Consider the following 26,182-nt stretch of genomic DNA (forward strand, 5'->3'; position numbering starts at 1 on the left):
CCTTTGTGGATTGAAATTTGTTCAATCTAGGGGCGATTTAATCGCGGCGCGAGGTTTGTAACCTAGCGGGCTAAGTAAAAATCGAGCAACAAAGAGTCAATCGCCCCTAGGAAGAACCCTTTGGGCAGCGCATGTTTGGCATTTATACTGCGTTATCGCCTATTTATGGGGAACAACCACACAACATAGGCTATACCTTGCCTAAATACCAAACATACTGCTGCAAAATTAATCACGAAAGCGCAGCACGCCCTAGGGCGTGTTGCGCTAGTGATTGGCAGCTTTTGCTGTATTAACTGAAGCCTGACTAGTCAAAAACTGAGTGAAACATGGATTGTGTGTTTCATCTTGTACACTGTAACCAAGACGGTTTAAGTGCTCGTTAAATATCTCATACTGACTTGGTTCAATTGCAAAACCAGCCAATACATTCCCCATAGAGCCACCATGGTTACGATAATGAAATAACGTAATATTCCAATTACAGCCCAAAGTATCTAAAAAGCGTGCCAATGCACCGGGATACTCAGGGAACTCAAAGCGCAGTAAACGCTCATGCATTTGCTCTGGTGCTTTACCGCCGACCATATAACGCACATGTAACTTTGCTAATTCATTATCTGATAAGTCGCAAAATTGGTAACCATTAGTTGCTAAATCACCTTTGAGTTCATCCAGCTCCTGCTGGCCTTGACGCAGCGCAATACCGACAAATATTTGCGCTTCGCCCGGGCCTGCATAACGGTAATTAAACTCTGTAATGGCACGCCCCCCCAATGAAGCGCAAAACTGCTTAAAGCTGCCTTTTTCTTCATTGATAGTAACGGCTAATAGCGCTTCATTTTTTTCTCCAAGCGCCGTGCGTTCAGCAACATAACGTAAGCGATCAAAGTTCAAATTAGCGCCAGACAATATAGCCGCTAAATGCAGGCCTTTATACCCCGTTTGTTGGCACCACTTTTTTAGCCCTGCCGTGGCTAATGCCCCTGAAGGCTCTGCAATAGCTCTGGTTGATACGAAAATGTCCTGCATCGCTGCACATATTTCATCGCCAGTTACTGTTACCACCTCATCACAAAATTTTTGCGCTAGACGAAAGGTTTCTTTACCTATAATCTTTACTGCTACGCCGTCTGCAAAGCTACCAACGCGCTCAAGCTCAACGGGCTCGCCAGCTTTCAGTGCCGCTTGCAAACACGCACTCTCGTCGGCCTCTACGCCAATAACCTTAATATCAGGACGTAATGACTTAATATAAACGGCCATACCTGCGAGCAATCCGCCACCGCCAACAGGAATAAACACCGCATCTAATTCATTAAGTTGCTGCATTAATTCTCGCGCTACTGTGCCTTGTCCAACAATAACATCAGGATCATCAAATGGAGGGACAAACACGCCATTTCGTTGTTCAGTTAATTCCAGTGCGTGTGCTTTTGCAGCATCAAAGTGATGACCATGTAATATCACTTCACCGCCAAGTGCGCGCACTGCATTAACTTTTATTTCAGGTGTAGTAAGCGGCATTACAATGGTCGCTTGATGGCCCAAATGTGACGCACTGAGCGCCACACCTTGAGCATGATTACCCGCAGAAGCGGTAATAACTACCGAGCCTTTTGGTAACTTTACTAGTTTGTTATACGCGCCACGCAATTTAAACGAATAAACCGGTTGCTGATCTTCGCGCTTTAACCACACTTGATTACCAAGGCGAGTACTAAGCTCAGCCATGTCACTTACATCAGTGACCTTAGCCAGTGGCTCCATATTCGCTTGGATTATAGCGCGAAAATAATCGAGCTCTTGAGAAACCATAATTAGCTAAGCTCCTCCAGTTTGGCTAAGTCACGCACCGCACCTTTATCGGCACTGGTGGCAAGCAGCGCATACGCTTTTAACGCAGATGATACATAACGCTCACGATTCAGTGGTTTATACGCTTGTTTACCGCGCGCAAGTTGCTTTTCTTTACGTGCTTGCAGCTCTTCATCACTAATCGCTAATGTGATCTCACGGGTTGCGATATCAATAATGATTTTATCACCATTTTCAACATAGGCTATCGCGCCGCCACTAGCCGCTTCAGGTGAAACATGACCAATAGATAAACCAGATGTACCACCAGAGAAACGGCCATCAGTGATCAAAGCACACTTTTCAGCGAGGCCTTTTGATTTTAAATAACTGGTTGGGTAAAGCATTTCTTGCATACCTGGGCCACCTTTAGGTCCTTCGTAGCGAATTACTACAATGTCACCAGCTTTTACTTCATCATTTAATATACCGTCAACCGAATCATCTTGAGATTCATATACCACGGCGGTGCCTTCAAAATGCAGCATTTCATCAACCACACCCGCACTTTTAACAATACAGCCATTTTCGGCCAAATTACCCGACAATACTGCTAAGCCGCCGTCTTGACGAAATGCATGTTCAACACTGCGTATACAACCATGTTCACGGTCATTATCCCCTTCATCCCAACGGCACTCTTGGCTCATTGCTTTAGTAGTACGAATACCCGCAGGGCCTGCACGATAAAACTTTTGTGCAACTTCATTATTAGGATCTGTCGCATCCCATTTTTTAACCAGTTCACCCATCGTCATACCAGCAACATGATTAACCGATAAGTCTACTAAGCCCGCTTTGCCAAGCTCACGTACTATCGCCATCATGCCACCCGCTCTGTGCACATCTTCAATGTGGTACTCAGGAGTTGCTGGCGCAACTTTACATAAAAATGGCGTTTTACGAGATAATTCATCAATGTGCGACATATCAAAATCAACCCCAGCCTCTTGTGCCGCTGCAAGTAAATGCAATACGGTATTTGACGAGCCGCCCATGGCAATATCAACAACCATTGAATTCATAAAAGCCGTTTTGTTAGCAATCGCACGAGGCAATACATCGTGGTTATCTTTTTGATAATACTCACGGCATAAATCAACAATGCGTGCACCCGCTTCAACATACAATCGTTTACGATCTTTATGAGTAGCAAGCGTTGTACCATTACCAGGCAATGCTAAACCTATTGCTTCGAGTAAACAGTTCATTGAATTAGCCGTAAACATGCCTGAACATGAACCACACGTAGGGCAAGCCGAGCGCTCCACTTGCTCTGAGTCTGCATCGCTTACACTTGGATCCGCACCTTTGACCATGGCATCAACTAAATCTAGCTTAATATCAATATTCGCAAGTTTAGTTTTACCTGCTTCCATTGGCCCGCCAGAGACAAATATGACGGGGATGTTTAAACGCAGTGCTGCCAACATCATCCCTGGAGTGATTTTGTCGCAGTTTGAAATACAGATCATCGCATCAGCACAATGACCATTAACCATGTATTCAACTGAGTCAGCAATTAAGTCGCGTGAAGGCAATGAGTACAGCATGCCGCCGTGGCCCATCGCAATACCATCATCAATTGCAATTGTATTAAATTCTTTTGGCACACCACCCGCTTGAGTGATGGTTTCAGCCATCAATTCACTGAGCTGGTTAAGATGAACATGACCTGGCACAAATTGTGTGAACGAATTTACAACGGCGATAATCGGTTTACCGAAATCAGAGTCAGTCATTCCTGTTGCACGCCATAATGCACGAGCACCTGCGCGCTTTCGTCCTTCCGTAGTTGTTGCACTTCTTAATTTAGCCATAGTTACCTCAGTGTTTGCAGCGACCAGCATTTAGGACGCTGACTTCCTCATTCTTAAATTTTTATTGTTAATTAGCACATGCCTATTAACGCTGTTGATTTTTTATAACAAGTTACATTGCTTGTTGTTGTAAATTTTCCAATGTCACATTTTTAACATCCACCAGCTTATTAAGCTGCGTGGTTAATAAATAAATAGGTTTATCACTGTCGACTGTCATTGCGACATGGTATTGGCCATCATCCATATTGAGTTGAAAATGGGTTAAATCAAAGCCACGATGACGCACAACGCGTAAAAAGCGTTCAACAGCGATACTTTGACTCTTTAAAGATACGGTTAAACTGTGTTTCATTTTGCACTCTCCGTCATCATTTCATCATTTGCAGCACCTGGTGGAACCAATGGCCATACATTTTCTTTATCATCAATACAGGCATGAACAATATAAGGACCTTTACTGCTTATTAGCGCGCTAATAGCATCATCAACTTGATTTGCGTGGGTAATTGTTTGCCCTGGGATACCAAATACAGCAGCCAGTTGCACAAAATCCGGATTGTCTGATAAATCGGTTTCGCTGTAGCGCCCTTCAAAAAACAGCTCTTGCCATTGACGAACCATCCCCAAACGTTGGTTATCAAGTATGAGTATTTTTACAGGTAAATTGTTACGGCGGATAGTCGCAAGCTCTTGAATGTTCATCATGATAGAACCATCGCCAGATACCGTGATTACAAAGTCATCTGGACGCGCTACTTGCGCGCCTATGGCGGCGGGTAAACCAAAGCCCATTGTACCCGCGCCACCACTGCTTAAATGGTTACTTGGATGACTAAATTTCATGTGCTGCGCCACCCACATTTGGTGCTGACCCACATCGCAACACACCACACCTGTTTTTGGCATACGCTTACTAAGTTGGTTAAGTAAATACGGGGCGAATACTTTATCGCCTGGGTAGTCATAACGCCATGCATGCTCAATGCTCATTGCTTTAGTGTGATCACGCCATGCTTGCTCAGTCACAAAACACTCAAGTTGCGGTAATGATGTTTTTAAATCTGCAATTAATGACGCTCTAGCGGGTTTACGCTTACCCACTTCAGCGGCATCGATATCTAAATGGATTACTTTTGCTTTGGCTGCAAATTTACCTAAATTACCCGTCACACGGTCATCAAAGCGTGCGCCTATGCATACCAACACATCACATTCTTGTACTGCAAAGTTAGCCGCTTGCCCGCCATGCATCCCAAGCATGCCCAGTTCATATTCGTACTCAGGCAATACACTACCCAGTGCTTTTAAGGTTGATACTGCTGGCATTTGCGTTTTATTTAAAAATTGCATTAACTCATTTTGCGCACCCGCCGCTTGAACACCGCCGCCAACATAGGCAACGGGGCGTTTTGCTTCGCTTAATAGCTGATTAGCTATAGCAACTTGATTTAAATCTAGTTCTGGAAGGTAATCATCAGCTGCTAACCAAGGTTTGAATGGCACTTGCGCCATTTGAATATCTTTAGGGATATCAACTAACACCGGACCTGGACGGCCACTTTGTGCCAAATGCATTGCTTCTTGGAGTATTTCAGCTAAATCTTCAGGACGTTCCACCATGTAACTGTGTTTAGTACATGACAGTGACATGCCCAGCACGTCTATCTCTTGGAATGCATCTGAACCGATTGCGGCTGTTGGTACTTGACCTGTGATAGCAAGTAGCGGCACCGAGTCCATCATTGCATCAGCCAGGGCGGTAATTAAGTTAGTAGCACCAGGGCCGGAGGTCGCAAAACAAACCCCTAACTTACCCGTGCTGCGAGCATAGCCTACAGCAGCAAAACCAGCCCCTTGCTCATGGCGAGTCAAATAATGCTTCACTGGCGCGCCGTACAACGCATCGTAAATTGGCATGATGGCTCCACCTGGGTAACCAAACACTTCATTTACGCCATGTTTGGCTAATAAATCGATTGTTAACTCTGCGCCTGTCATTAAATAACCCTCATTCCTCAGTGACATTTTAAAGCTCAATAACCTGTTCTAAACCCTGAAACTAAAAAGCCCCCCGACTGTTAAGGCGGGGGGCTTTATCAATGCTTTACTTTCTTAAAGCACTAAGTAGCCCCCGCGGTAATAATAATCACCACGACGTTAATTAGGACTAGGTTTAGTGCGTTTGTAAGCATGTAATAAATACCAATAATTTGTTGAATTAGGCAAGGGTATCAATTCCCCCGCTGTCTTTTTATATTAGTACCGCGATGAGCAGCTCAAGTCAACCTTAAAATCAATCCAAAAAGAAGAGGTTGATATCGTTTAAAAGGTATAAAAATCCAACATAAACCAATAAATAGATTTATTTTTCCTACATTCGAAAGTATTGATATTTCATACCCCGTTATAACCAATTAACGGTTTGATTAATTTTTGTGACTGTTTCAATAAATTATTCTTTTTAAGCGACTAAATCAGTCTAATTCAAAAAACCAGCAAAAATACCACACCAGCAGCAACGTCTTCAGGTAAAGAGTAGTTTCTCCTCAGCGTTTCTTAAGTCTAATTAATTAATATAGCGAGGTTATGTTTACAGAGTATTGCTATGTTAGATTTAATTAAAAGATTACCCTCGCTTAAAGTTACGACCAATAATAAACACGTCTATTTTCACTGTAGCGCCAACGTATTTATTGTAGTGCTAGCTTGTTACTACTGTTTAGTGATCAACATACCTTTTATAGAAGGTGCATTTACGGCAATTACTGCTTTAAATTCATTTTCATGGTTATTTTTGCTGTCTGTACCACTTTTGTTAATGTGTTTGCTGGTGCTGTTTTTCTCACTGCTTTCCACTCGCTGGCTACTAAAGCCAGCCGCCTACATACTGTTAGTGATTTCTAGCGCCGCGCTATATGGCTCTGTTAATTACGGCGTGGTGTTTGATTATTCAATGATTCAAAACACTTTTGAAACCGACGGCAAAGAAGCAATGAGCTACTTAAATCCCCAGCTCATTGGCTTTTTAATGTTGTTTTGCGCCATACCGCTATTTGTTTTGAATAAAGTGAAAATTAACTTCAATCGCCCACATCAAGAGCTACTCAGTCGTAGCAAGCTAGTTGCCGGCTGCTTAGTGCTCATCGCACTTGTGGTCGTTAATTTTTATGCTGATTACGCTGCAACTGGGCGTAATAATCGGATTCTGAAAAAAGAGCTCATTCCATTTCAATATTTAACGAGTAGCTATAAATATATCCGTGATCAATGGCTATACAAAGATATGCCATTTAAACAACTTGATACCAATCCACTATTAGTTAAACCAAGCCAAACACGCGTTACCGTCATTATGGTAGGCGAAACAGCCCGCGCTGAAAATTTTAGCTACCAAGGCTACCCTCGTAATACTAATCAATATACGCAACCGTTGGGCGTGCATTATTTTAATAATGTGGCTTCGTGTGGTACAGCTACCGCAGTGTCTGTTCCTTGTATGTTTTCAGCTCAGCCACAAGTTGCATTTTCTCGTCGCGACACTGACAACCAACAAAATATACTGGACCTAGCTCAAAGTGCGGGAGCAGATGTACTGTGGATTGATAATAACAGCGGCTGTAAAGAGGTATGCAACCGTGTTACTACAATCAACAATGAAGCAATTAAGACCCCTAATAATGCTGCTTTTTGTCAACAAGCACATTGTTACGATGAAGCGCTAATTGCACCTTTACGACGCAAATTGGCAAACCTTAGCCACGCTAATACCGTTATTGTATTGCATATGATGGGCTCTCATGGGCCTACGTATTTTCAGCGCTATCCTGAACAATTTAAACAATTTACCCCCACTTGTGATCGCAGTGATATTCAAAACTGCTCTAGCACACAATTAACGAATACATACGACAACACCATTGCCTATAGCGATTACGTAAATAGCTTGGCCATCGCACAACTAAATGCACTCCCTGACAATATAGAAAAAAGCTTTTTATATATTTCTGATCATGGTGAGTCTCTAGGTGAAAATGGTGCGTATCTGCATGGTTTTCCATATAGCTTTGCCCCTAGCGGCCAAACTCATGTTCCTCTTTATATTTGGGCTGATCATACAAATCAAGGCATTACAAATACATGTATAGCGCAAGCAAACCCAACGCAAAGCCTTTCTCATGACAATATTTTTCATACCTTAGTGAATTTAATCGGCATTAACACTCTCACTTACCAACAAAACTTAGATGTACTTGCCCATTGCCAGCCAATCACCCAACTTAAACATCACAGCGAAGTAATCTTATGAATAATAAAACAGTGATAAAACGCCAGGGACTAATGCGCCTTATATTTACCTTACGCCATACTTTTAATGGCTTAAAATGGATGAGTAAACACGAGGCCGCATTTCGCCAAGAGCTCATGCTATTTAGCCTGCTAGGACTGTACTTATGGCTTCAAACGATCCCGCTATCAGATAAGTTACTATTAGCTGCCAGCCTTTTATTTGTGTTGTTTGCAGAGCTCGTTAATACCGCAGTTGAAGTGGTAGTCGATCGCATTGGGACTGAGCACCATGAGCTGTCAGGACTCGCCAAAGACATCGCTTCTGCGAGTGTATTTATTGCCATGCTTATTTGCGCTGCAATTTGGTGGGCACTATTATGGGCTTAGTTAATCAAACCGCGTTTACAGCATTTAAAAATCGTCTTGGTCCATACTGGGTATTAATGGTGTTTTTTGCTTTATCGCTCTGTATCCTCACACTCGCTCGCTTTAGTCTGAGCATATGGCAAGGCGAAAGAGTTTTTAGCTCCCACGCGTGGATGTCTATTTTTATAGGTGGTTTACGGGTTGATATCGCGACCTTAAGTTATATTTTAATGCCTGCATTATTACTTATTATTGCCAGTACTTTATTCTCCAGAGAACATGTTATTCGCGTTATCATTAAATACTATTTAGTATTCATGGCCGCTTTATTAATCTTTTTTGAAGTGATCACACCAACCTTTATTAACGAATACGACTTACGTCCAAACCGCTTATTTATTGAGTACCTCATTTACCCTAAAGAAGTCTCAAAAATGATTTTTTCAGGTTATAAAGTTGAAGTATTTATCACTTTACTCGTGTTGGTTTTAGGCGTGAAGCTAGCCACTAAAATTTTTTCAAGTCAATGGCGTAGTCAAAGTAAACTCTCAGCTATAACGCATACACTCCTAATTGTAAGCTTATTGTGCTTAACAGTATTAGGTGCACGAAACTCGTTAGGGCACCGCCCACTTAACCCTGCGATGGTCGCATTTTCCACTGATCATTTATTAAATGACCTGACATTAAACTCACTGTATAGCGTCGCCTTTGCAATTAAACAATTAGGCAATGAAAAATCCAGCCAAGATTACTACGGCACAATACCTGAACCAGAGTTACTCAATTTAGTCAGAGCAGCAATGCAAAACGAATCTGCATTATTTAACGATACAACAGCACCAACAAAAACCTTTCATAGCGCTAGCAACCAAGGCAAAGCAAAGAATTTGGTGATCATTTTACAAGAAAGTTTAGGTGCACGTTACGTGGGGACATTAGGTGGCTTACCACTGACACCAAATATTGACGCGCTCTATCAACAAGGTTGGGGGTTTGATAATTTGTACGCCACTGGCACTCGTTCCGTCAGAGGCATTGAAGCTGTGATCACCGGCTTTGTGCCAACCCCTTCACGTGCCGTTGTCAAATTAGATAAATCACAACGAGACTTTTTCACTATCGCTGATTTTCTTGCCAAGCGGGATTACCATACACAGTTTATTTACGGCGGTGAAAGTCATTTCGATAATATGCAAAGCTTCTTTTTAGGTAATGGTTTTAAGCAGATTATTGATAGTGATGACTTTGCTAATATTGACTTTAATGGCTCGTGGGGTGCCTCAGATGAAGATCTATTTAACCAAGCCGATATAGAATTAAATAAATTGCAGCAACAGAATAAGCCATTTTTTAGTTTAATTTTTTCAAGCTCAAACCACAGCCCTTATGAATTTCCTGATGGTAAAATCACTTTATACGATAACCAAAAGCAAACCCGCAATAATGCCGCTAAATATGCAGATTACGCATTAGGCACTTTTATTGAGAAGGCAAAAAAATCACGCTACTGGGAAGATACCATCTTTATTGTTATTGCTGATCATGACTCACGTGTTTCTGGCGCAAGCCTTGTGCCTATCGATCACTTTCGTATTCCTGCTGTTATTTTTGGTAATGGCATTACCGCTAAACGCGACCACCAGCTAGCAAGTCAATTAGATATCCCAGTGACACTGTTATCACTTATTGGTGCCAGTGGCGAACACCCAATGATAGGTCATGACCTATCGCAAACAATGCACTCAGATAAACATCGCGCGATAATGCAGTACGATAAAAACTTTGCTTATATGCAAGGCAATAAAGTCGTCATATTACAACCACAAAAACCAGCTACAACGTACACTTACACACAAAATAAACTGGTGCCGACTAGCAATGATCCAATAATGGTCAAACAAGCGTTAGCTCACGCTAATTTAGGCAACCTTGCCTACCAAAAAGGTTGGTATCATTAATTTAAGCAGCTTGCTACAGTTAGAAGCTAAAGGTTATGTTTTATAAAAGCTAACAGCATGAAAATACTAATAATCGAAGATTCAGAGCCGCTAAGGCGCAGCCTTCTCGTGGGGCTAAACAATTTAGGCTTTACCGTGGATGAAAGCGGCGATGGCTCTGAAGGTTTGAGTATGGCGCTATCAAGTGATTATGACTTAATCATACTCGATTTAATGCTACCCAGTGTTGATGGTATGAGCATATTACAAGCGCTAAGGAGTACGCCCAGCCAAACACGGGTATTAATTCTCTCAGCACGCAGTGAAGCGCACGATAAAATAAATGGCTTAATGAAAGGCGCTGATGATTACCTCACTAAGCCATTCTCGTTTGAAGAGCTGCATGCTCGAGTGCTTGCGTTGTCACGTAGAGGGCAACTACAAAGCCAACAAAATACATTACGTGTTGGTGACTGCGTATTAGACTTGAGTTTAAAAACGTTTAATTATCAGCAGCAGTCAGTCAATATCACTCGTAATGAATACAAAATTATCGAGTGTTTATTTAGCGCAAAAGACAGAGTCCTTGGGCTTGAAATGATCAGCGAAGCCGTCGTTGGGCAATTTGATATGCTCTCAAAAAACGCGCTAGAGGCGCATATTTCAGCCGTTCGTAAAAAAGTGCGTCTATTAGGCGGCGAACTACCAATAAAAAATAAACGTGGATTTGGCTATGTCGCCTCAGAGAATTAAAATTCATTCAATTAAACGTAAACTCGTAAATAATATCAGTGCGGTTATATCCGTTATTTTAGTCACTATTTTTTTAACCGTGGATTTAAGCGTTGATGGCTGGGTTGAAGATCAATTTAATCAATCTCTTTCAAATAAATCGAACTATTTAAAAACATTGGTTGAGGACGATAACGGCATACTAGAGTTTGATTTTGCAGGTGAGTTTATGTCTGAATACGAACAAGCTAATGCCACAGAGTTTTATCAACTATGGCATGAGCAACGTACTTTTGAAAAATCAGATTCATTAGCGTTATACCCATCCGTTGAACTGCCTAATTTAGACATTCCAATCAACGAGTTTAAAATTATTGATTACGTATTACCTAATGGTGAAAGCGGTCGCGCTATGATCAGCCATTTTATTGCTCAAAAAGATGACGATCTCCCCCAAGATAATAATCACTTTATGACAATGACATTAACGATTGCAGCCCCTACCGCCGCTTTAAATAAAGTACTGATTATTATTGATGTGGTGTTTGTACTCACCTGTATTATTGCTGTTTTTGGGGTGCGCTATTTAGTCACGCGCATTGTAAGTCGAGGGCTTTATCCGCTAAATAACTTAAATGAACAAATTAAGTTATTGGATATTACCGGTGCATCACAAACAATAAAAAGTGATTTTCCTGTAGAGGAAATTGAGCCGATACGTAACGAGCTCAATAAATTTATTACCACCAACCAGCAGCTGTATCAAAATGAAAAACGCCTCACAAGCGATATAGCCCACGAGTTAAAAACACCTATTGCTGAATTAATAAGCTTATCTGAAGTCGCACTGCGTTATCCTAACGATGAACGAATTAGCGCCACTTATACCAGTGATATACTGGCGATTTCGGTGCGAATGAAAGCCATTGTAAATAACTTATTGTTATTACAACGCGCTGGAAGCAGTTCGATAGAGCTAACCAAAGAAATCATCACTCTGGCTGATTTTATTCAACAAACCTGTAACGAATTAAATTTTAAACACCCAAACATTAAGCAGCGTTTAAATCTTACAGTTGTACCGACAGCTCGCGTTGTCGCTGATCGGTTTTGTTTGCATACTATTTTATTAAATTTACTCGATAATGCCTTATTCTATGGCTTAACCACTGATCCTATCAACTTACACGTTGAGCAATCACCTGATAATACAACAATCACCTTATGTAATACCTTGGTAACACCTTTAACGGCTCAGCAGCTGGAAGCTATTTTTGATCCCTTGTACCAACTTGATAGTTCAAGAACAAATAACCAACGCCATGGCTTAGGATTAGCGATAGTTAAAAGCATTTGTACACTTAATAAATTTACTATCAAAGCAGAAAATAAACCAGACTCCCGCTTAGCCCTAATTTTAATATTACCCAATTAAACATATTGGTTTAAGATGAACGCATACCTAAACAATAAGGACAATTATGAATTTTACACAGCGTATTAGCAGCTACTTTATTTTATCTCTTTTACTGTGTGCCAGTTTTGCCAGCCATAGTGAGCCTGGCCTTTGGAAAATAGAAAAAAACGGCATTAACTCTTACCTTTTTGGCACCGTGCATGTAGGTGATACCTCCATGAAAGGACTTCCTAAAAAAGTTATCAAAGCAATTGATGCCAGCGAAAAAGTAATTGTAGAAGTTGATATCAGCGCTATTAGCCCAATCGAAATGCAGCGCCGTTCAATGCCTTTTATGATGCTTAAAAATGGTAAAACACTACAGTCAGAGCTCTCTGAACATAACTACAAAAAGCTCAAAGAATACTTCGCCGAAAAGTCGATTGATATTGCGATGTTTAACAACTTAGCACCGTGGGCCGTTATGGTCACTATGATGCAAATTGAATTTCAAAATGCTGGGTTTTCAGATCAAAATGGCATTGACAAGCAAGTACTTGCTTACTCCAAAAGCAATGGCATTGCTATTGGTGAGCTAGAAACCCTTGAGTATCAAATGGAAATGTTTAATCACATGTCTTTATTAAGCAATGAAATGATTGAAGAAACATTTGAGCAACTCGCTGATGTTGAAACTTACTTTATTACCTTAGTAAATGCGTGGAAAAATGGCGATATGACAACGTTAACCAAGTATTACAATGAAAGCTTTGATGACAGCAGCTACGGCGAAATCAGTGAACAGGTCATGCTCATTGAGCGCAACAACAACTGGGTGAAGGAACTCACTCCTCGTATTGGTAAAGAAAAGCTATTCATTGCAGTCGGCGCACTGCATTTACCAGAGCAACACGGTTTATTAAAGCAATTTAAAGATCACGGTTTTACCGTCACTCGACTGTAAGCAACCACCATTAAAACCACCATTAAAACCACCATTAAAACCAGCTGAGTAATACCAGCTGGTTATTAAGGATAACGATGAAACGTTTTAAATTCACAATTTCATACTTTGTATTAGCCTTACTTTTAAGCGCTGTTTACTATTACCAAGAAGGCAGCTTCAACCTAAGTGGAACATTAATTTTCGCCTCTATTATTCTTGTTATGGAAGTAAGCGTTTATTTTACGATCAAACTTTATAAAAAATATAAAAAGCCCTTAATAGCAAAAGCCTAACACTATAAGTGGTACTTAATATTTGTCCTTTTAACTTTTACATGGTGATTTACATAAATTACCATGTCAGCGCCTATTATTATATTTAGAGCTATAACACAGCTGATCCTCTCGTCAAGCCCCAAACATAGTTTGTTTATATTATAAATACGATATTTAAGATAGATGTCATCTTAGTATTATTTGGGCTAAAAATTATCTCTTTTTATCACTACTCGCTCATCGTTCATTAAATGAGTAAATATCATTGAAAACCCTAAATTACATGCATGAAAATCACTGCATGATTGCATCTTTAATTTTTTAATGAGTAGTTCAAGTTCTATGCGATTCGCTCGCTGCTTTCTGTTTAGACTTTCACAGTAACTTCTTGTGAAGCTATTTGTTTTTCATACTAATTAAAAACCAGTAAAAAATATGAAAAATACAACCTTTAGGGTGGATGTCTTCTGAATAAGTATTCTGAGTATTAGTACTGTATTTACCAGAGTAACACGATTTATTAAAGCAATTTAAAGATCACGGTTTTACCGTCACTCGACTGTAAGCAACCACGGATAAACAATCCAGCCGCTTGGTTATTAATAGCCAAGCGGGCTGCTTTAACTTCAATACCGATTTGATTACACATTTAAACATACCAATAATAAGCGCTAAATTACCCTCACTTACTTCTCATTCTTTCCTCTTTGCGCAAAAAAATTAAGCGAATTATTTTCAAAAAGATTAATAGGCGCTGCGCTTAAGAGGTAAAATCTAAGTTAGTATGTTAGGTAACTAAAAGTCAGGGATTGGCGTAGGTCGTGCTTTAGCGCGTAAAATACAATAACTAAAAACTGTCGCCATAAATGACGACCTACCGGATGAGCATTCTTTCCTCTATTATGCAAAAAAATTTAAGCAATTATTTTCAAAAAGATTAATAGGCGCTGCGCTTTAGAGGAAGTGAACGAATTTGTTTATTGATTTAGAATTGACCATCATTGTATAAAGCGGCCAAAAAGACTACTATCGACTGGTTAAGACTTATATCTATTAGGCATTCTGACTAGTATAAACTTCTCAATTCGTAGCCTAATTGTTCATGCAACTTTTCATAAATATCTGAATAAGCAACATAATGTGTTTCAGCCTCGCATTCATTTTTAGACCTATTACACTTGGTTGCTGCTGTTTGTAGTTCATCTAATTTATTGCGTAGTTTGTCGTTTGATACACGCTGAATTAAAATTGATGTTTTTGAATTCAACTCAAATAATTGTTCATCTAAATTTTCAAGAATATGCTCTTTCCATTCACAAGTTAAGTCGTAAATTTTCATTTTTGATCGATATGAGCGAGAACAGATGAGAATATATTTTCGAATTTCAATTTGTAATTCAAGTAACGTTTCTCTTTGGAATACTCTTGCACGCTCTTCTCGATCTTGAATTTTGGTGTTTCTTGAAGTTTTATATGTAATCTAATTTGTCATCGCGGTAGTAGCAATACTTGCTGTAGCCCCTACAAGCGTACCAGCAAACCCCCAAGTCATTGCATCCATAGTAGCCCCAATGTGATATATCTAACAATTCAATCAAAGAGTACCTTCCTCTTTTAGACAAAAGGCGCGTACCCTTATATACATTACTCATTAATAACAAATTATGTAACTGTTTACTATCCATATACTTTAAGCCAGTTTATTTTTATTGATTGAGAAGTAAGTGGCTTTTCCTAATGCCTAGCATCTAGAACCTTTTCTTTGCTAGTAAAATAATAGAGTTGCTGTAATTGCGGATTTTCCGGCGCCATTACCACCTAATAATACCCTATGTTCACCACTGTTACTTGCCAGCTTATACCTTTCAGCAGGTAACCATCTCGCTCTTCAGCGCCTAACCGAGCTGTAATATTTTGCAGTTGAATTGATTGCACTAAACGATCCTCTACGTTATTTAACCTGAAAATACATGACTTTGATAAAGATAACTACTGATGGTAAAAATTAATTTAAACCTTTTTAAACCTTTTTAAACGTCACTGCGTCTAACTTATAAACCAACTAATAATGAGCAATACTATGAACAATTTTTTACTTTTCACAGCCGCCAGTGCACTATTAACAACCAGTGTTTTTGCTCATGCTGAGCCACATATTGAGCAAACATTTAATATTTCAGGGCAACAGCAGTTGGATATTAATGTCCCTGTTGGCAGTTTAGAACTGACGACTCACCAAGGCTCTAATGTTAAAGTATCGATAGAGTTTAAAGCTAAAAACAATAACGGATTCAAATCTGAGATTGATCTTGAAAGTATCACGTTAGATCATCAACAAAACGCCAATAAATTAAGCCTAAATGTAGATAATGACGACATCCAACAAAAGTGGGTTGTTAGTTTACCAACGAGCATGGCTATTGATTTAGAGCTTGGCGTGGGCGATATTGAAGTCAATGATTTTGCTAACTCAGCCGATATTGACGTAGGTGTTGGTGCGGTGCGTATTCGCAGCGAACTTGATGATTACAAACGTATTGAACTTGATAGTGGTGTGGGCGACACGCGTGTATCTAACATGAAAAATGATGCTCAGCATACCCGTAAAATGGTAAGTTCTGAAACACTATACCGTGGTAATGGTCAATATTCTATTAATGTTGAAGTGGGCGTAGGTGATATTAAAATCACTCGCTAACCTTGTCAGCAAATAAATAGTTTAGCCCTTAACAGCTTCAATAAGGGCTTTTTTAATATACTCAGCATTAATCGGTTTATATACATGATTATTGACGCCCAATTCGTAGGTCTTCTCTAAATCAGCGGTTGAGGTATTTGCAGTGACGACAATAATAGGCACTTGCGATTTTAATTCTTGACGAATAACCTTAATCGCCTGAAAACCATCCATTACGGGCATATTTAAGTCCATAAAAATTAAATCGTACTGAGATTCAGTTACTTTATCCGTTGCAATTAAACCATTTTCAGCCATGTCATAAGTGTAATTTAACTCTGCCAAAATACGCCCTAATATCATTGCATTAAGTGGGTTATCTTCAACAACTAGGCAATGTAAATTTACTGGTAATTGAGTTTCATCACCGGCATTTGCGACTTTAACAGGTAACACCACATGCACTTTTGCACCGTAAGGTTTGTTACTTAAAAATTCGATATCTCCTTGCTGTGCCGAAACTATATTCTGCACGCGAGAGAGCCCCATTTGCAGGCCTTGAAAGTGATTTTGTTGCGTCTCATTTTGTAAAAAAAACGCTGGTGAATCCCCTAAAAATCCCGTCCCGGTATCACTTACTGTTAAATGCAGTTGCTGCATTTTATGTATGGATGCAGATACCGTTATATTGCCTTTATCTGTAAATTTAATCGCATTGCTCAGTAACTCGCCAACCAATTGCTGCAAACGGGGATGATCCAACTCCACATCACAGTCAAGCTCTGGCGATAAATTTATAAATAAAGCGAGTTGCTTTTGTGTGCAAGCAAATTGATACGAATTAACCACCGACTGTAAGCTATCTAATACATTCGCACGAGACAATTTGAGTTGCCACAAACCTTTATTTATCAACTGGGCTTCATGTAACTCATCTAACATATTGATAAGGCGATTAGCGCAGTATTGCGCTTGTTGTTTTACAGCCTGTTGCGCTGTGTTAACTTCTAGCTCATCAATTGCATGCATCAACCCTTGTAATGGGGTTCTAAATTCATGACTGGTACGCGCAATGAACCGTTCCTTGTTTTGGCTGATTTGTTCTGCATATTTTTTTTGTTGTTGGTATTTATTTAATGTTGCGATTATTTGACGTTCCATTGGCTGAAAAATAAATTTCAATTCAATCATCAATAGCAGTAATGTTAGTAGCCAAAAAGAGAGCTCTAAATAAGATATTAGCGCTACTTTGTGAGTCGTTTGTTGCTCAAACAAAGTAACTGCGTCGTCTAGTTTAGTTAGTAGTAATTCAGCTTCATCAAGGCTAAAAATATGCAGATTAGCAATATTCGATTCTGACTGTTTTAATATTTGTTGCGCAGTAAGAATATACTGCTCACTTTGTATTGCGAGCATATCAGGCATCGAAAAATAATGATCTTCCAACTCTGTATTTAGATAAAGATAATGACCTTGCTGATCTTGTTTCGTTAAAAATTGGTGACCTTGTTGAAACTCAGTAACTGCATTTTCAAGGGCCTCTTTGTATTTGGGATGCTGTTGTAGCTTATGACTGTCATTTATTATATTGCTATACCAAGCAATTTTTTGTGAGAGCATACGCTGTTTACCTGCAATGTTAATCACCAGTGATTCATCTTTTTGTATTGCAAATAAATACTGCATCAGCAATGCGGCTGCAGTACTGAGTATAGCTATCGCTAGTAATGCCCAGCGGTAACGTGATCGAATATTAGCAATTATCTGTAACATTGCGGGCTCATCTCTTTTTGTCTAAGTGTAGACTACCAATGATAAACAACCACCATTTTACTGTGTATTGTCACTTTAAAGCCTCCCCTTAAAGTGACGCAAATGTTTTAAATTAGCGGTTCTCTAAACGATTATAATCAAACAGTCCATATTCAATCCCTCGATATTGTTTTGCTACTTTGTGCAAAATATCACTGTACAGCCAAAACTCAGGGTTGGTACGACGAATTCCAAACCGGCTTTTTAAAGAGCGATAGTCAGCCTCAACTTGCATCATTGGGAGTAACTGCGCAAATTCAGTCACTTGGTCTTGGTTATTCAAATACCAAATTGCTTCAGGGTAATCACCAATAAAACCAGGCACAATTGTTATTGTGTCTTCGGCAAATGCACGTTGTCCATCTTCATTCAATAAACTCGATATATTAAAGTGTGCATTGTGGTGAATCAAAGTATACGCTTGATGCTCGCCATCTGTTTCTTTTACTAAAACATATGAGACTTGTGGTAATAAATTAATTGCTTTAGCCGGCATTGCGTTCAATTGTTGTAATGGCTCTGGCACTTGGGTGTAATCAAACCGAGGGCTTAATATTGGCTTTAAGGTACTTTTAATTAGCTTATATAATTCATGTTGTTGATCGTTTGTGTTGTACGTAATACCCGTTGGCTGACTAAACTCATCGCCACTTTTAAAGAAGTTGGTTAAACTTGTTGGCGATTTACGATACCAATTAGCTTTTAATTCTTGGCGCTGTTGTTTAGGTAATAATGCTAGAAAGTTTTGCTCTCCCTCTAGGCGTAAAAAGTCCATATACAAACGAGTAAGTAATTGATGACCAACATTTCCATATACATCAAAGCCTGCAACTAACAAGTAATGAATACGTTCAAATAACGCATAATCAAGCACCCACATTGTTTTTGGTTCTTGCCCTATTAAACCTTTAACGACGGTCGCACTATCGAAATGACGAAAAATTGTTAATGCAGCATTGTTATTGGTATTTTCACCACGCCACAGTAGATCGGTCGTTAAATGTTCGCCATTTTTAAACATTTTATTTGCTAATTTAACCTTTGCTTCTAAGTAAGTACTCTGGCGGTTCGCGTATTTAACCCAACTTGAAATTGGTAATGCATTACTTTCTTCAGCTGCAGGCAGTGCAAGCGCATCTTCATGCTGTAGCAGCATGTGCCCAACCTCTGGCGTGGCAACTTTATCTGGATCTGCAAACGCGACCCAAAAATGATCGTTAATAACATTTAACGCTATTTGACCACGACATACAGGCCCTTTAATAAATCCCATTATAATAAGTTCAGCTTCATCAAGCATAAACTGGTATTTAGATTTCACAGGCATTAAAGCAAATACTTTAAACGGGTTTGATGCGATCTCAGGTTTATAACTAGGCATTGCTGTTACGGTATAATCAGGTTCAATAAACTGCGTATATAAACGGGCAAGCTTTGCGTCATCTAATGCTAAAGGTAAATGGGTTTTTGCTAGAATAGTTGATCGCTCGTGCATTAAACGGTAATAAACGCGATCTACTTTAGGGTCATCGTAGGGGCGACGCGTACTAATCAATTTAATATCTTCACCCGGCGGGGTACTGGAACGCACTAACTTAAAAAAACTTTTATTGTCGTCTTTACTGAAGTAAATATTTGCTAAATACCAGTGTTCAAAAATATAACGCGCAGTCAGTTGGTACTTTAAACTATCTTGGTTTAAAAACTGTTCCCACCGTAAAACCTGCGCTAGCGCTACTTTATCCGGCGCTGGGATATGCGCTACTTTTCCGCCTTCTTTTAGCCACTTTTCTAAGTGTTTAAATTCAGTTTGCGTTATCCCTGGTAATCCATAAGGCATACCAGCATGAGGTTGAGCTTTTGCAAAACGATCAAACTCGCCCATTGTCGTACAGCTCTGTTTGCGATCAAGAGAAAAATCAAATTCCTTACCTAGTACTCCTTCTTTCGGTAACGGTGAGCTCATTTTTAAAAGCAAACTATTATACAGCACACTCCCCGCTAAGTTGGCTTGCTCAGTTTGCGCACGCTCGTTCAATACAGGGGTAAAGTTTTTTTCACGCCACTGCTGCGTATCCGTTGCATCAAAAAGCAATCGACTTGGGTTCAAGGCTAATAAACGCGTGCCATCGTAAACAAGGTCTTTACTTAAGCCTCTATCAATACCTTCTGGCGATGAAAGTTTTAATTGGCAAGGCGCATCATAACAACCATGGCACACTACGCAGCGCGTATCTAATAACGGTTTTACATGCTGCAGAAATTCAGCTCCGCTGCCTGTGTTATGTGCAACTATTCGTGGTTGAATCTGTTCTTGGCCAAATATTTCATCGTAATGCGCAGCGCCTAAATAGGCGCAGCCACTCATTACTATTACCAAAAAGCTTACTAATAGAGACTTCTTCATTTTTTACTCGTCCTCATCCCCAAGATCAAACGTCGGCATCATATCCATTTGCGGTGATACAAATGTTTGCCCTGAATCCGTATCAAGCATCGCGCTCAATAGTGGACCGTGCGTTAACGTTAATTGGGCTTGATGTTCGTGGTTAAGTAAGTCTAAAAATAAAGGCGAGCTTGCCTCTAGTTGATAATCAGTAATGCTAATGCCAATACTGCTGTCTTCGCCCGGGTTTTGACACAGCTGGGCTAATACTGTTTCGTCTAATACCACTGTTAACAGTAAGTCGGGGGTTTCTAAATCGCGTGAATTTAACGTGTCATCAAAAAGGAATAACGGGAGGGTTAAATTACTGTTTTGCTCAAGTTCCATGCTCTGCTCTCAAATACTAAAATCGTTGATATGCAAGCATTATAGCAAAAATAATTTATTTAAAGTAAAACTGGCTTTCGATAAAGGAGCCAGTTTTATTTGTTATTGCGCGGTGCTTACCATGGCAAGGTCTCACCATTTGAGTGCCAAAAGCCTCCCGTATTCGTTATGTTTAATTCATTAATCCGCAGTATTAAACGCCCTGCTGCATCCTCAGGAGAAATATCACCTGCAAAATTAACCATTTGTGTTTGTACAAAACCGGGATGAAATAGCCCAACGGCAATTTGCTTGCCTTTCAATTCATGCGCCAAGCTTACTGATGCAGCATTTAGTGCAGCCTTTGACATTCGATAACCTATGTAACCACCCGAGCCGTTATCAGCAATTGAGCCCATACGACTGGTTATCATCGCTACTTTTGCATCAACACTAAGGCAGTTAAGCAACGCATGAGTTACTCTGATTGGTGCAACTGCATTTATCGCTATTTGTTGGTTAATTGTATCAAAATCAATATCAGCTAGAGTTTCATTGTGGAAAACACCTGCATTATTTATCAACACATCAACTTTTTGGCCCTCTAGTTGGTTGCCAAGCGTTTCTATATCAGCTGAATTAGCAACATCTATATTACTGATCACATTTACACCCAAAGCTTTAAGCTCGGCAGTTGGGCTTCGGACCACGGCTGTTACTGCATACCCGAGTGCCAAATATTGCTGACATAAATTAAGACCTATACCGCGGTTTGCGCCTGTGATTACTACGTGCTTTGTCATACGTTTGCTCCAATAAACAATCAATAGGTAAGACTTTGGGGCAAATATAAATAAAAAAAGCACCATGGTACTTTTTAATAAATTAGATGAGGGTCTACTTACCCTGTGGGGTTGAAATTTGTTCAATCTAGGGGCGATTTAATCGCGGCGCGAGGTTTGGAATCGAGTGAGCTCGATAACTGCTCCTGCGTTATTCTACTGGCTCACATCCATGTCAGAATAAGTAAGAATCGAGCAAAGCTTGTGCGTCCTGCTCACGCCCCTTACTTACCCCCATGTAGGTAAATAGCCCCGAGTCAGAACCCTTTGGGCAGCGCGTGTTTGGCATTTATGCTGCGTTATCGCCTATTTATGGGAAACAGCACACCATAGGCGCTGCTTTGCCTAAAAACCAAACACACAGCAGCAAATTTAACCTCAAAAGATAAACATACCCTACCTTTACTTTATATCATCCGTTGTGGAGGTAATAATCGAAAACACTGCCCCTTGCGGATCTGTGATCACACTAAACCGACCAACGTCAGGAATATCTGTCGGTGGTACACATATTTCTCCTCCGAGTTGCTGTGCGTTTAATGCATAGCTATCACAGTCATCTACAGCTAAATAAATCATCCAGTGCGCTGGAATTTCCGCAGGCCATTCGTCTGTCATTTCAAGCATACCAGCTACAGGCTTACCATCGACTTTAAACAAAGTATAATCCATGTTTTCCATAGGTGTTATTTCACTTTCCCAGCCTAATAATTGACAATAAAAAGCGCGACTTTTTTCACTATTTCTAGTGGCTAATTCATGCCAATATGGCGTATTTAATTCACCTAATCGCTTACTCCCTTTATGCTGATTACCTTGCCAAAGAGCAAAAAGCGCACCTCCGGGTTCGTTTAATAGCACCATACGGCCAGCATCCATTACATCATGGGGGCCAGCAATAATTTCTGCACCGAGTAACTTTGCTTGCTCTGCCACGCTATCAATATTATCGACGGCTATATACGCCAACCAATGGCTTGGTATATCTGATTGGGCTTGATCCACAGGCATTTGGTACATTGCAGCCACGTCATCACCTTGCTTTTGTAGCATGGTGTAATAAAGATCGTCGCCTATAGGTTGATCATCTGCTCCCCAGCCAAATAGCTCAGTGTAAAATGCTTTACCGTTCTTCCAATCAGATGTGCACAATTCTGACCAACAGAAAACACCGTGTGGATGGTTTGTTATTTTATCGCTCATTGTTTTCTCACTCGTGTTATACATATATTAAAGTTAAAGGAGAAAGCTATATTTGCCAACTTTTTATCACCTTTCCTATTTCGCCACTTTAATAGCCACGACATAAACACACAATTAATTATATTAATCACAACAGTTTAGTAAGAAACATTAGAATTAAATTGGTTTCACCTCATTTTCTGCGTAATTCTCGAGATTGATAAAATAAGTAAATAAATGTATAAATACGAACGATTTTTACTACCTATAACAAATAGCGGAATTATTGTGACCTTTAAATATTATTTACCTTTTCTATTAACGCCTTTAGCTACACTTGCTAATCCTCAAACAGATATTGAACGGATCACAGTATCAACAACACGTAGTACGGCACCGGTAAGTACCGTTCCTGCTACCATTAATGTTATTAGCAGTGAAGATATTGCAAAACAACTTGCGCATACCCAAGATTTATCACAAATTCTAGGTAATTTGTTACCTAGTTTTTCACCAAGTCGCCAAAAAATGACTTCTTCTGGTGAGACATTGCGTGGCCGTGAACCGCTCTACATGATTGATGGCGTACCTCAATCAAACCCGCTAAGAAATGGTTCGCGTGATGGTAATACTATTGATCCTGCGATGATAGAACGTATTGAGGTGATAAGCGGTGCCAATGCAATTCAAGGTATGGGTGCCAGCGGCGGTATTATTAATATCATTACTAAAACACCTGGTGAAAATAACCATCATGTGAGCGCAGGCTTTAGCGCGCCAACCGCAGGGGGAAATGATACACAAAGTTATAAAGCGAGTTATATATTTAGCCAAGAAAAAGATGATCTTAGTATCGTTGCGGGCATTTCAACGCGTAGTACCGGCATGTATCGTGACGGTCACGGTGATTTTGTCGGTGTTGATGGCACGCAAGGTGATACTCAAGACTCAACTAGCCTAGATGTGTTTTTTAAAGCTAAATACCAGTTAGATAATGAGCAAAGCATACACGCAATGCTCAACCACTATAAAATTGAAGGCAAGGGAAATTATGCCGCCATTAAAGGTGATCCCGCTAGCAATCTCCCTACTAGCGCTAAAAAAGGTAATGTTGCGGGTAATACGCCGCGTAACCGTGTAACCACAGCCACTGTTGACTATAACCATAATAATTTGGCAAATGGTCAGTTATCTGTCCAAGTGTTTATGCAAGACTTTGCCGCTATGTATGGCGGCGGTATTTTTGCGACTTTCCAAGATCCAGATTACATTGGTGAACTTTTTGACCAATCGCAAAATAAATCACAAAAATTTGGTAGCCGATTCACGTATGCTAAAGATAATTTAGTTGGCAGCAATTTTGATCTTGTTACTGGCCTTGACTTACTTAACGATGAAACCTATCAGGAACTGGCACAAACAGGCCGTAATTGGGTACCTGAAACCAAATTTACTAATGCAGCGCCTTTCGCGCAATTGCGCTTTGATGGATTTGAAGATTGGACCCTTAACCTTGGCGCACGTTACGAATACGGAAAGTTGAAAATTAATGACTTCACGACCCTAGCCTCATACGGTAGCCAGTTTGTAAAAGGTGGTGACCCTAGTTTTAACGAGTTATTGGGTAACCTTGGTGTGGTTTATAAAGTTACTGATGATTTACGCCTATACGCCAGTTACAGCGAAGGCTTTAGCATGGCTGATGTAGGGCGAGTACTGCGTAGCATTAGCCAACCTGCTTTATCTGTAGAAAGTTTTTTAAACCTTGAACCTGTTATTTCCGACAATCGTGAAATTGGTTTTGAATATTCAAATGATTTATTAAACTTCAAAGCCAGTTATTTTGAGTCGACCTCTAAATTAGGGGCCCGCTTACAACCTAACGCAGATGGTATTTACAGTGTAAAACGTGAGCGGACTGAAATATCAGGCTTCGAGCTTAATGCCCAGTACTACTTAAATGACACCACTACATTTGGAACTAGCTTTGCTGATACGCAAGGTAAATATGATGGTGATGGCGATAATAAAGTAGAAAGCGATTTAGCCGGCAGTAACATTTCACCAACACGTTTAAATTTTTATTGGCAGCAACAATGGTCAAATAATATTGATAGTCGCTTGCAAGTGAGTACCTTATTCGATCGTGACTTTAATACCGGCGGTGAGTTTGATGGTTACACAACGCTAGACTTGTCTGTTAACTATCAAACTGAGCAATTCGGCGCATTTAGTGTGGGTATTGATAACCTTACTGATGAGTTTTATATAACCTATTATGGTCAAACAAATCCATCTGCAACACGTTACTTCTCAGGAACTGGACGTGTTATCAGCGTAAACTGGCAGCTTGGTTTTTAAGCATATACATAACTACTAAATATTAAAAAGAGCACTGCGGTGCTCTTTTTTAATAAATCACAATCTAACACCAATCGGCTTAAATATTTAACCATTCTAACGGACTAAATAAAGCCCTAAATGCGTTAGTAATTTTTCATGTACGACTGCATGGATGCAGGAGGTAGTGCAATGCAGGAGCAATTGCCGAGAACAACTACTACATGTCAAAATTTCTGCCTTGTTATCACTGTATTTATCTTTCGCTATAAATGGTCATTAACTTAACACGATTGGTATAAACGCTTTATCTCCCTCGGATTTTGTGAAATTAAACCCAAGCACCCCAGTAATAAAGTTAACGCCGAGCGACTTAAAACTTACCGCTCAAAGCTCAAATAGCAGGCATTAAAAAAGGCCACCGAAGTGACCTTTTTCTAATAATTAACTTTTAAGTTAATTATTACTCTACGATAGTTGCTACAAAGCGCCTACGTCTAAGGTAATAGCGCCACCTTCACATGACGTAAATCGCAGACATTAAAAAACCCGAGACTATGCTCGGGTTTTTTTAGCATTAATTAGCTAGGCTAACTATTACTCTACAGTAGTTGCTACGAAGCACCTACTGTAGAGTAATAGCGCCACCTTCACATAACGTAAATTTCAGGCATTAAAAAAGGTCACCGAAGTGACCTTTTTCTAATAATTAACTTAAACGTTAATTATTACTCTACGATAGTTGCTACAACACCAGCACCTACAGTACGGCCACCTTCACGGATAGCAAAACGAAGACCTTCATCCATCGCGATTGGCGAGATTAGAGTTACAGTCATCTTGATGTTATCACCAGGCATTACCATTTCTACGCCATCTGGTAACTGTACGTCACCAGTTACGTCAGTTGTACGGAAGTAGAACTGTGGACGGTAACCTTTGAAGAATGGAGTAT

Annotated in this window: 20 protein-coding genes and 1 pseudogene; 9 read left to right on the plus strand and 12 right to left on the minus strand. The window is 40.0% G+C overall.

The genetic code is table 11. The features are described 5' to 3' along the window. Nucleotides 1-267 precede the first annotated feature (267 nt). From ilvA to ilvG, 4 genes are all read right to left on the minus strand, one after another. Complete coding sequence (gene ilvA / locus ADS77_RS18680; RefSeq protein WP_054455781.1) at nucleotides 268-1,818, minus strand: threonine ammonia-lyase, biosynthetic; 1,551 nt, start codon at nucleotides 1,816-1,818, stop codon at nucleotides 268-270. Between the two features lie 2 nt (nucleotides 1,819-1,820). Beyond that, entirely contained in the window at nucleotides 1,821-3,677 is a 1,857-nt protein-coding gene (ilvD, locus tag ADS77_RS18685) for a dihydroxy-acid dehydratase (RefSeq protein ID WP_054455810.1), read from the minus strand. A 112-nt stretch (nucleotides 3,678-3,789) separates the two neighbouring features. Beyond that, nucleotides 3,790-4,032, minus strand: coding sequence for an acetolactate synthase 2 small subunit (gene ilvM / locus ADS77_RS18690; protein WP_054204925.1), 243 nt, complete (start codon nucleotides 4,030-4,032; stop codon nucleotides 3,790-3,792). After that, complete coding sequence (ilvG, locus tag ADS77_RS18695; RefSeq protein WP_054455783.1) at nucleotides 4,029-5,678, minus strand: acetolactate synthase 2 catalytic subunit; 1,650 nt, start codon at nucleotides 5,676-5,678, stop codon at nucleotides 4,029-4,031. Before ilvG ends, ilvM begins: the two co-directional genes overlap by 4 nt. Nucleotides 5,679-6,285: 607 nt before the next feature. On the opposite strand from ilvG, the gene ADS77_RS18700 reads away from it, so the two are divergent. The 7 genes from ADS77_RS18700 (at nucleotide 6,286) to ADS77_RS18730 (ending at nucleotide 13,640) form a co-directional block, all read left to right on the plus strand. Beyond that, entirely contained in the window at nucleotides 6,286-7,986 is a 1,701-nt protein-coding gene (locus ADS77_RS18700) for a phosphoethanolamine transferase (protein WP_054455785.1), read from the plus strand. Then, nucleotides 7,983-8,354: a diacylglycerol kinase gene (locus tag ADS77_RS18705; protein WP_054455787.1), complete on the plus strand. Its 372-nt coding sequence runs from the start codon at nucleotides 7,983-7,985 to the stop codon at nucleotides 8,352-8,354. The genes ADS77_RS18700 and ADS77_RS18705 overlap by 4 nt, the downstream gene beginning before the upstream one ends. Continuing rightward, nucleotides 8,345-10,294 (plus strand): LTA synthase family protein, encoded by a 1,950-nt coding sequence (locus tag ADS77_RS18710; protein ID WP_054455789.1) that lies wholly within the window; start codon nucleotides 8,345-8,347, stop codon nucleotides 10,292-10,294. Before ADS77_RS18705 ends, ADS77_RS18710 begins: the two co-directional genes overlap by 10 nt. Before the next feature lie 57 nt (nucleotides 10,295-10,351). Continuing rightward, nucleotides 10,352-11,026, plus strand: coding sequence for a response regulator transcription factor (locus tag ADS77_RS18715; protein ID WP_054204930.1), 675 nt, complete (start codon nucleotides 10,352-10,354; stop codon nucleotides 11,024-11,026). Further along, the gene (locus ADS77_RS18720; protein WP_054455793.1) at nucleotides 11,007-12,440 is read left to right on the plus strand and encodes a sensor histidine kinase; all 1,434 of its coding nucleotides are present in this window, start codon (nucleotides 11,007-11,009) and stop codon (nucleotides 12,438-12,440) included. The genes ADS77_RS18715 and ADS77_RS18720 overlap by 20 nt, the downstream gene beginning before the upstream one ends. A gap of 46 nt (nucleotides 12,441-12,486) precedes the next feature. Continuing rightward, nucleotides 12,487-13,365 carry a TraB/GumN family protein gene (locus ADS77_RS18725; protein ID WP_054455797.1) on the plus strand — a complete coding sequence of 293 codons (879 nt, stop codon included), beginning with the start codon at nucleotides 12,487-12,489 and terminating at the stop codon, nucleotides 13,363-13,365. Nucleotides 13,366-13,442: 77 nt separating this feature from the next. Next, nucleotides 13,443-13,640: a hypothetical protein gene (locus ADS77_RS18730; RefSeq protein ID WP_054204933.1), complete on the plus strand. Its 198-nt coding sequence runs from the start codon at nucleotides 13,443-13,445 to the stop codon at nucleotides 13,638-13,640. Nucleotides 13,641-14,142: 502 nt separating this feature from the next. Here the strand turns inward: ADS77_RS18730 and ADS77_RS22895 are convergent. Both ADS77_RS22895 and ADS77_RS22770 read right to left on the minus strand, forming a co-directional pair. Continuing rightward, nucleotides 14,143-14,271, minus strand: coding sequence for a hypothetical protein (locus ADS77_RS22895; RefSeq protein ID WP_268794919.1), 129 nt, complete (start codon nucleotides 14,269-14,271; stop codon nucleotides 14,143-14,145). 417 nt (nucleotides 14,272-14,688) lie between these two features. Then, the gene (locus tag ADS77_RS22770) at nucleotides 14,689-14,961 is read right to left on the minus strand and encodes a hypothetical protein (protein WP_235575807.1); all 273 of its coding nucleotides are present in this window, start codon (nucleotides 14,959-14,961) and stop codon (nucleotides 14,689-14,691) included. Between the two features lie 741 nt (nucleotides 14,962-15,702). Here ADS77_RS22770 and ADS77_RS18740 point away from each other — a divergent pair. Continuing rightward, nucleotides 15,703-16,320, plus strand: a complete 618-nt coding sequence (locus ADS77_RS18740) for a hypothetical protein (protein WP_054455799.1) — start codon at nucleotides 15,703-15,705, stop codon at nucleotides 16,318-16,320. A 21-nt stretch (nucleotides 16,321-16,341) separates the two neighbouring features. Here the strand turns inward: ADS77_RS18740 and ADS77_RS18745 are convergent, their stop codons facing one another. From ADS77_RS18745 to ADS77_RS18765, 5 genes are all read right to left on the minus strand, one after another. Continuing rightward, the gene (locus tag ADS77_RS18745) at nucleotides 16,342-18,072 is read right to left on the minus strand and encodes a response regulator (protein WP_054455800.1); all 1,731 of its coding nucleotides are present in this window, start codon (nucleotides 18,070-18,072) and stop codon (nucleotides 16,342-16,344) included. A 112-nt stretch (nucleotides 18,073-18,184) separates the two neighbouring features. Further along, nucleotides 18,185-20,518, minus strand: a complete 2,334-nt coding sequence (locus ADS77_RS18750; protein ID WP_054204936.1) for a fatty acid cis/trans isomerase — start codon at nucleotides 20,516-20,518, stop codon at nucleotides 18,185-18,187. Nucleotides 20,519-20,521: 3 nt separating this feature from the next. Continuing rightward, nucleotides 20,522-20,884, minus strand: coding sequence for a hypothetical protein (locus tag ADS77_RS18755; protein WP_054204937.1), 363 nt, complete (start codon nucleotides 20,882-20,884; stop codon nucleotides 20,522-20,524). A gap of 116 nt (nucleotides 20,885-21,000) precedes the next feature. Continuing rightward, on the minus strand, nucleotides 21,001-21,666 hold the full coding sequence (locus tag ADS77_RS18760; protein WP_054455802.1) for an SDR family oxidoreductase: 666 nt from the start codon (nucleotides 21,664-21,666) through the stop codon (nucleotides 21,001-21,003). Between the two features lie 441 nt (nucleotides 21,667-22,107). Continuing rightward, nucleotides 22,108-22,908, minus strand: a complete 801-nt coding sequence (locus tag ADS77_RS18765; protein WP_054204955.1) for a VOC family protein — start codon at nucleotides 22,906-22,908, stop codon at nucleotides 22,108-22,110. Nucleotides 22,909-23,175: 267 nt separating this feature from the next. On the opposite strand from ADS77_RS18765, the gene ADS77_RS18770 reads away from it, so the two are divergent. Continuing rightward, nucleotides 23,176-25,248 carry a TonB-dependent receptor gene (locus ADS77_RS18770; protein ID WP_235575808.1) on the plus strand — a complete coding sequence of 691 codons (2,073 nt, stop codon included), beginning with the start codon at nucleotides 23,176-23,178 and terminating at the stop codon, nucleotides 25,246-25,248. 707 nt (nucleotides 25,249-25,955) lie between these two features. On the opposite strand, the pseudogene ADS77_RS21825 reads toward ADS77_RS18770, so the two are convergent. Next, nucleotides 25,956-26,182, minus strand: a pseudogene (locus ADS77_RS21825) (elongation factor Tu); the annotation flags it as partial.

Source organism: Pseudoalteromonas porphyrae (assembly GCF_001298125.1).
GTDB lineage: Bacteria > Pseudomonadota > Gammaproteobacteria > Enterobacterales > Alteromonadaceae > Pseudoalteromonas > Pseudoalteromonas neustonica.

What these genes read in the sequence shown, in the direction of transcription:
- ilvG (WP_054455783.1), bottom strand. Translation starts at nt 5,678, where the DNA reads ATGACAGGCGCAGAGTTAACAATCGATTTATTAGCCAAACATGGCGTA.
- ADS77_RS18705 (WP_054455787.1), top strand. Translation starts at nt 7,983, where the DNA reads ATGAATAATAAAACAGTGATAAAACGCCAGGGACTAATGCGCCTTATA.
- ADS77_RS22895 (WP_268794919.1), bottom strand. Translation starts at nt 14,271, where the DNA reads ATGTGTAATCAAATCGGTATTGAAGTTAAAGCAGCCCGCTTGGCTATT.
- ADS77_RS18755 (WP_054204937.1), bottom strand. Translation starts at nt 20,884, where the DNA reads ATGGAACTTGAGCAAAACAGTAATTTAACCCTCCCGTTATTCCTTTTT.
- ADS77_RS18765 (WP_054204955.1), bottom strand. Translation starts at nt 22,908, where the DNA reads ATGAGCGATAAAATAACAAACCATCCACACGGTGTTTTCTGTTGGTCA.
- ADS77_RS18730 (WP_054204933.1), top strand. Translation starts at nt 13,443, where the DNA reads ATGAAACGTTTTAAATTCACAATTTCATACTTTGTATTAGCCTTACTT.
- ADS77_RS18740 (WP_054455799.1), top strand. Translation starts at nt 15,703, where the DNA reads ATGAACAATTTTTTACTTTTCACAGCCGCCAGTGCACTATTAACAACC.
- ilvD (WP_054455810.1), bottom strand. Translation starts at nt 3,677, where the DNA reads ATGGCTAAATTAAGAAGTGCAACAACTACGGAAGGACGAAAGCGCGCA.
- ADS77_RS18750 (WP_054204936.1), bottom strand. Translation starts at nt 20,518, where the DNA reads ATGAAGAAGTCTCTATTAGTAAGCTTTTTGGTAATAGTAATGAGTGGC.
- ilvA (WP_054455781.1), bottom strand. Translation starts at nt 1,818, where the DNA reads ATGGTTTCTCAAGAGCTCGATTATTTTCGCGCTATAATCCAAGCGAAT.
- ADS77_RS18725 (WP_054455797.1), top strand. Translation starts at nt 12,487, where the DNA reads ATGAATTTTACACAGCGTATTAGCAGCTACTTTATTTTATCTCTTTTA.
- ADS77_RS18715 (WP_054204930.1), top strand. Translation starts at nt 10,352, where the DNA reads ATGAAAATACTAATAATCGAAGATTCAGAGCCGCTAAGGCGCAGCCTT.
- ADS77_RS22770 (WP_235575807.1), bottom strand. Translation starts at nt 14,961, where the DNA reads ATGAAAATTTACGACTTAACTTGTGAATGGAAAGAGCATATTCTTGAA.
- ADS77_RS18710 (WP_054455789.1), top strand. Translation starts at nt 8,345, where the DNA reads ATGGGCTTAGTTAATCAAACCGCGTTTACAGCATTTAAAAATCGTCTT.
- ADS77_RS18745 (WP_054455800.1), bottom strand. Translation starts at nt 18,072, where the DNA reads ATGTTACAGATAATTGCTAATATTCGATCACGTTACCGCTGGGCATTA.
- ADS77_RS18720 (WP_054455793.1), top strand. Translation starts at nt 11,007, where the DNA reads ATGTCGCCTCAGAGAATTAAAATTCATTCAATTAAACGTAAACTCGTA.
- ADS77_RS18760 (WP_054455802.1), bottom strand. Translation starts at nt 21,666, where the DNA reads ATGACAAAGCACGTAGTAATCACAGGCGCAAACCGCGGTATAGGTCTT.
- ilvM (WP_054204925.1), bottom strand. Translation starts at nt 4,032, where the DNA reads ATGAAACACAGTTTAACCGTATCTTTAAAGAGTCAAAGTATCGCTGTT.
- ADS77_RS18700 (WP_054455785.1), top strand. Translation starts at nt 6,286, where the DNA reads ATGTTAGATTTAATTAAAAGATTACCCTCGCTTAAAGTTACGACCAAT.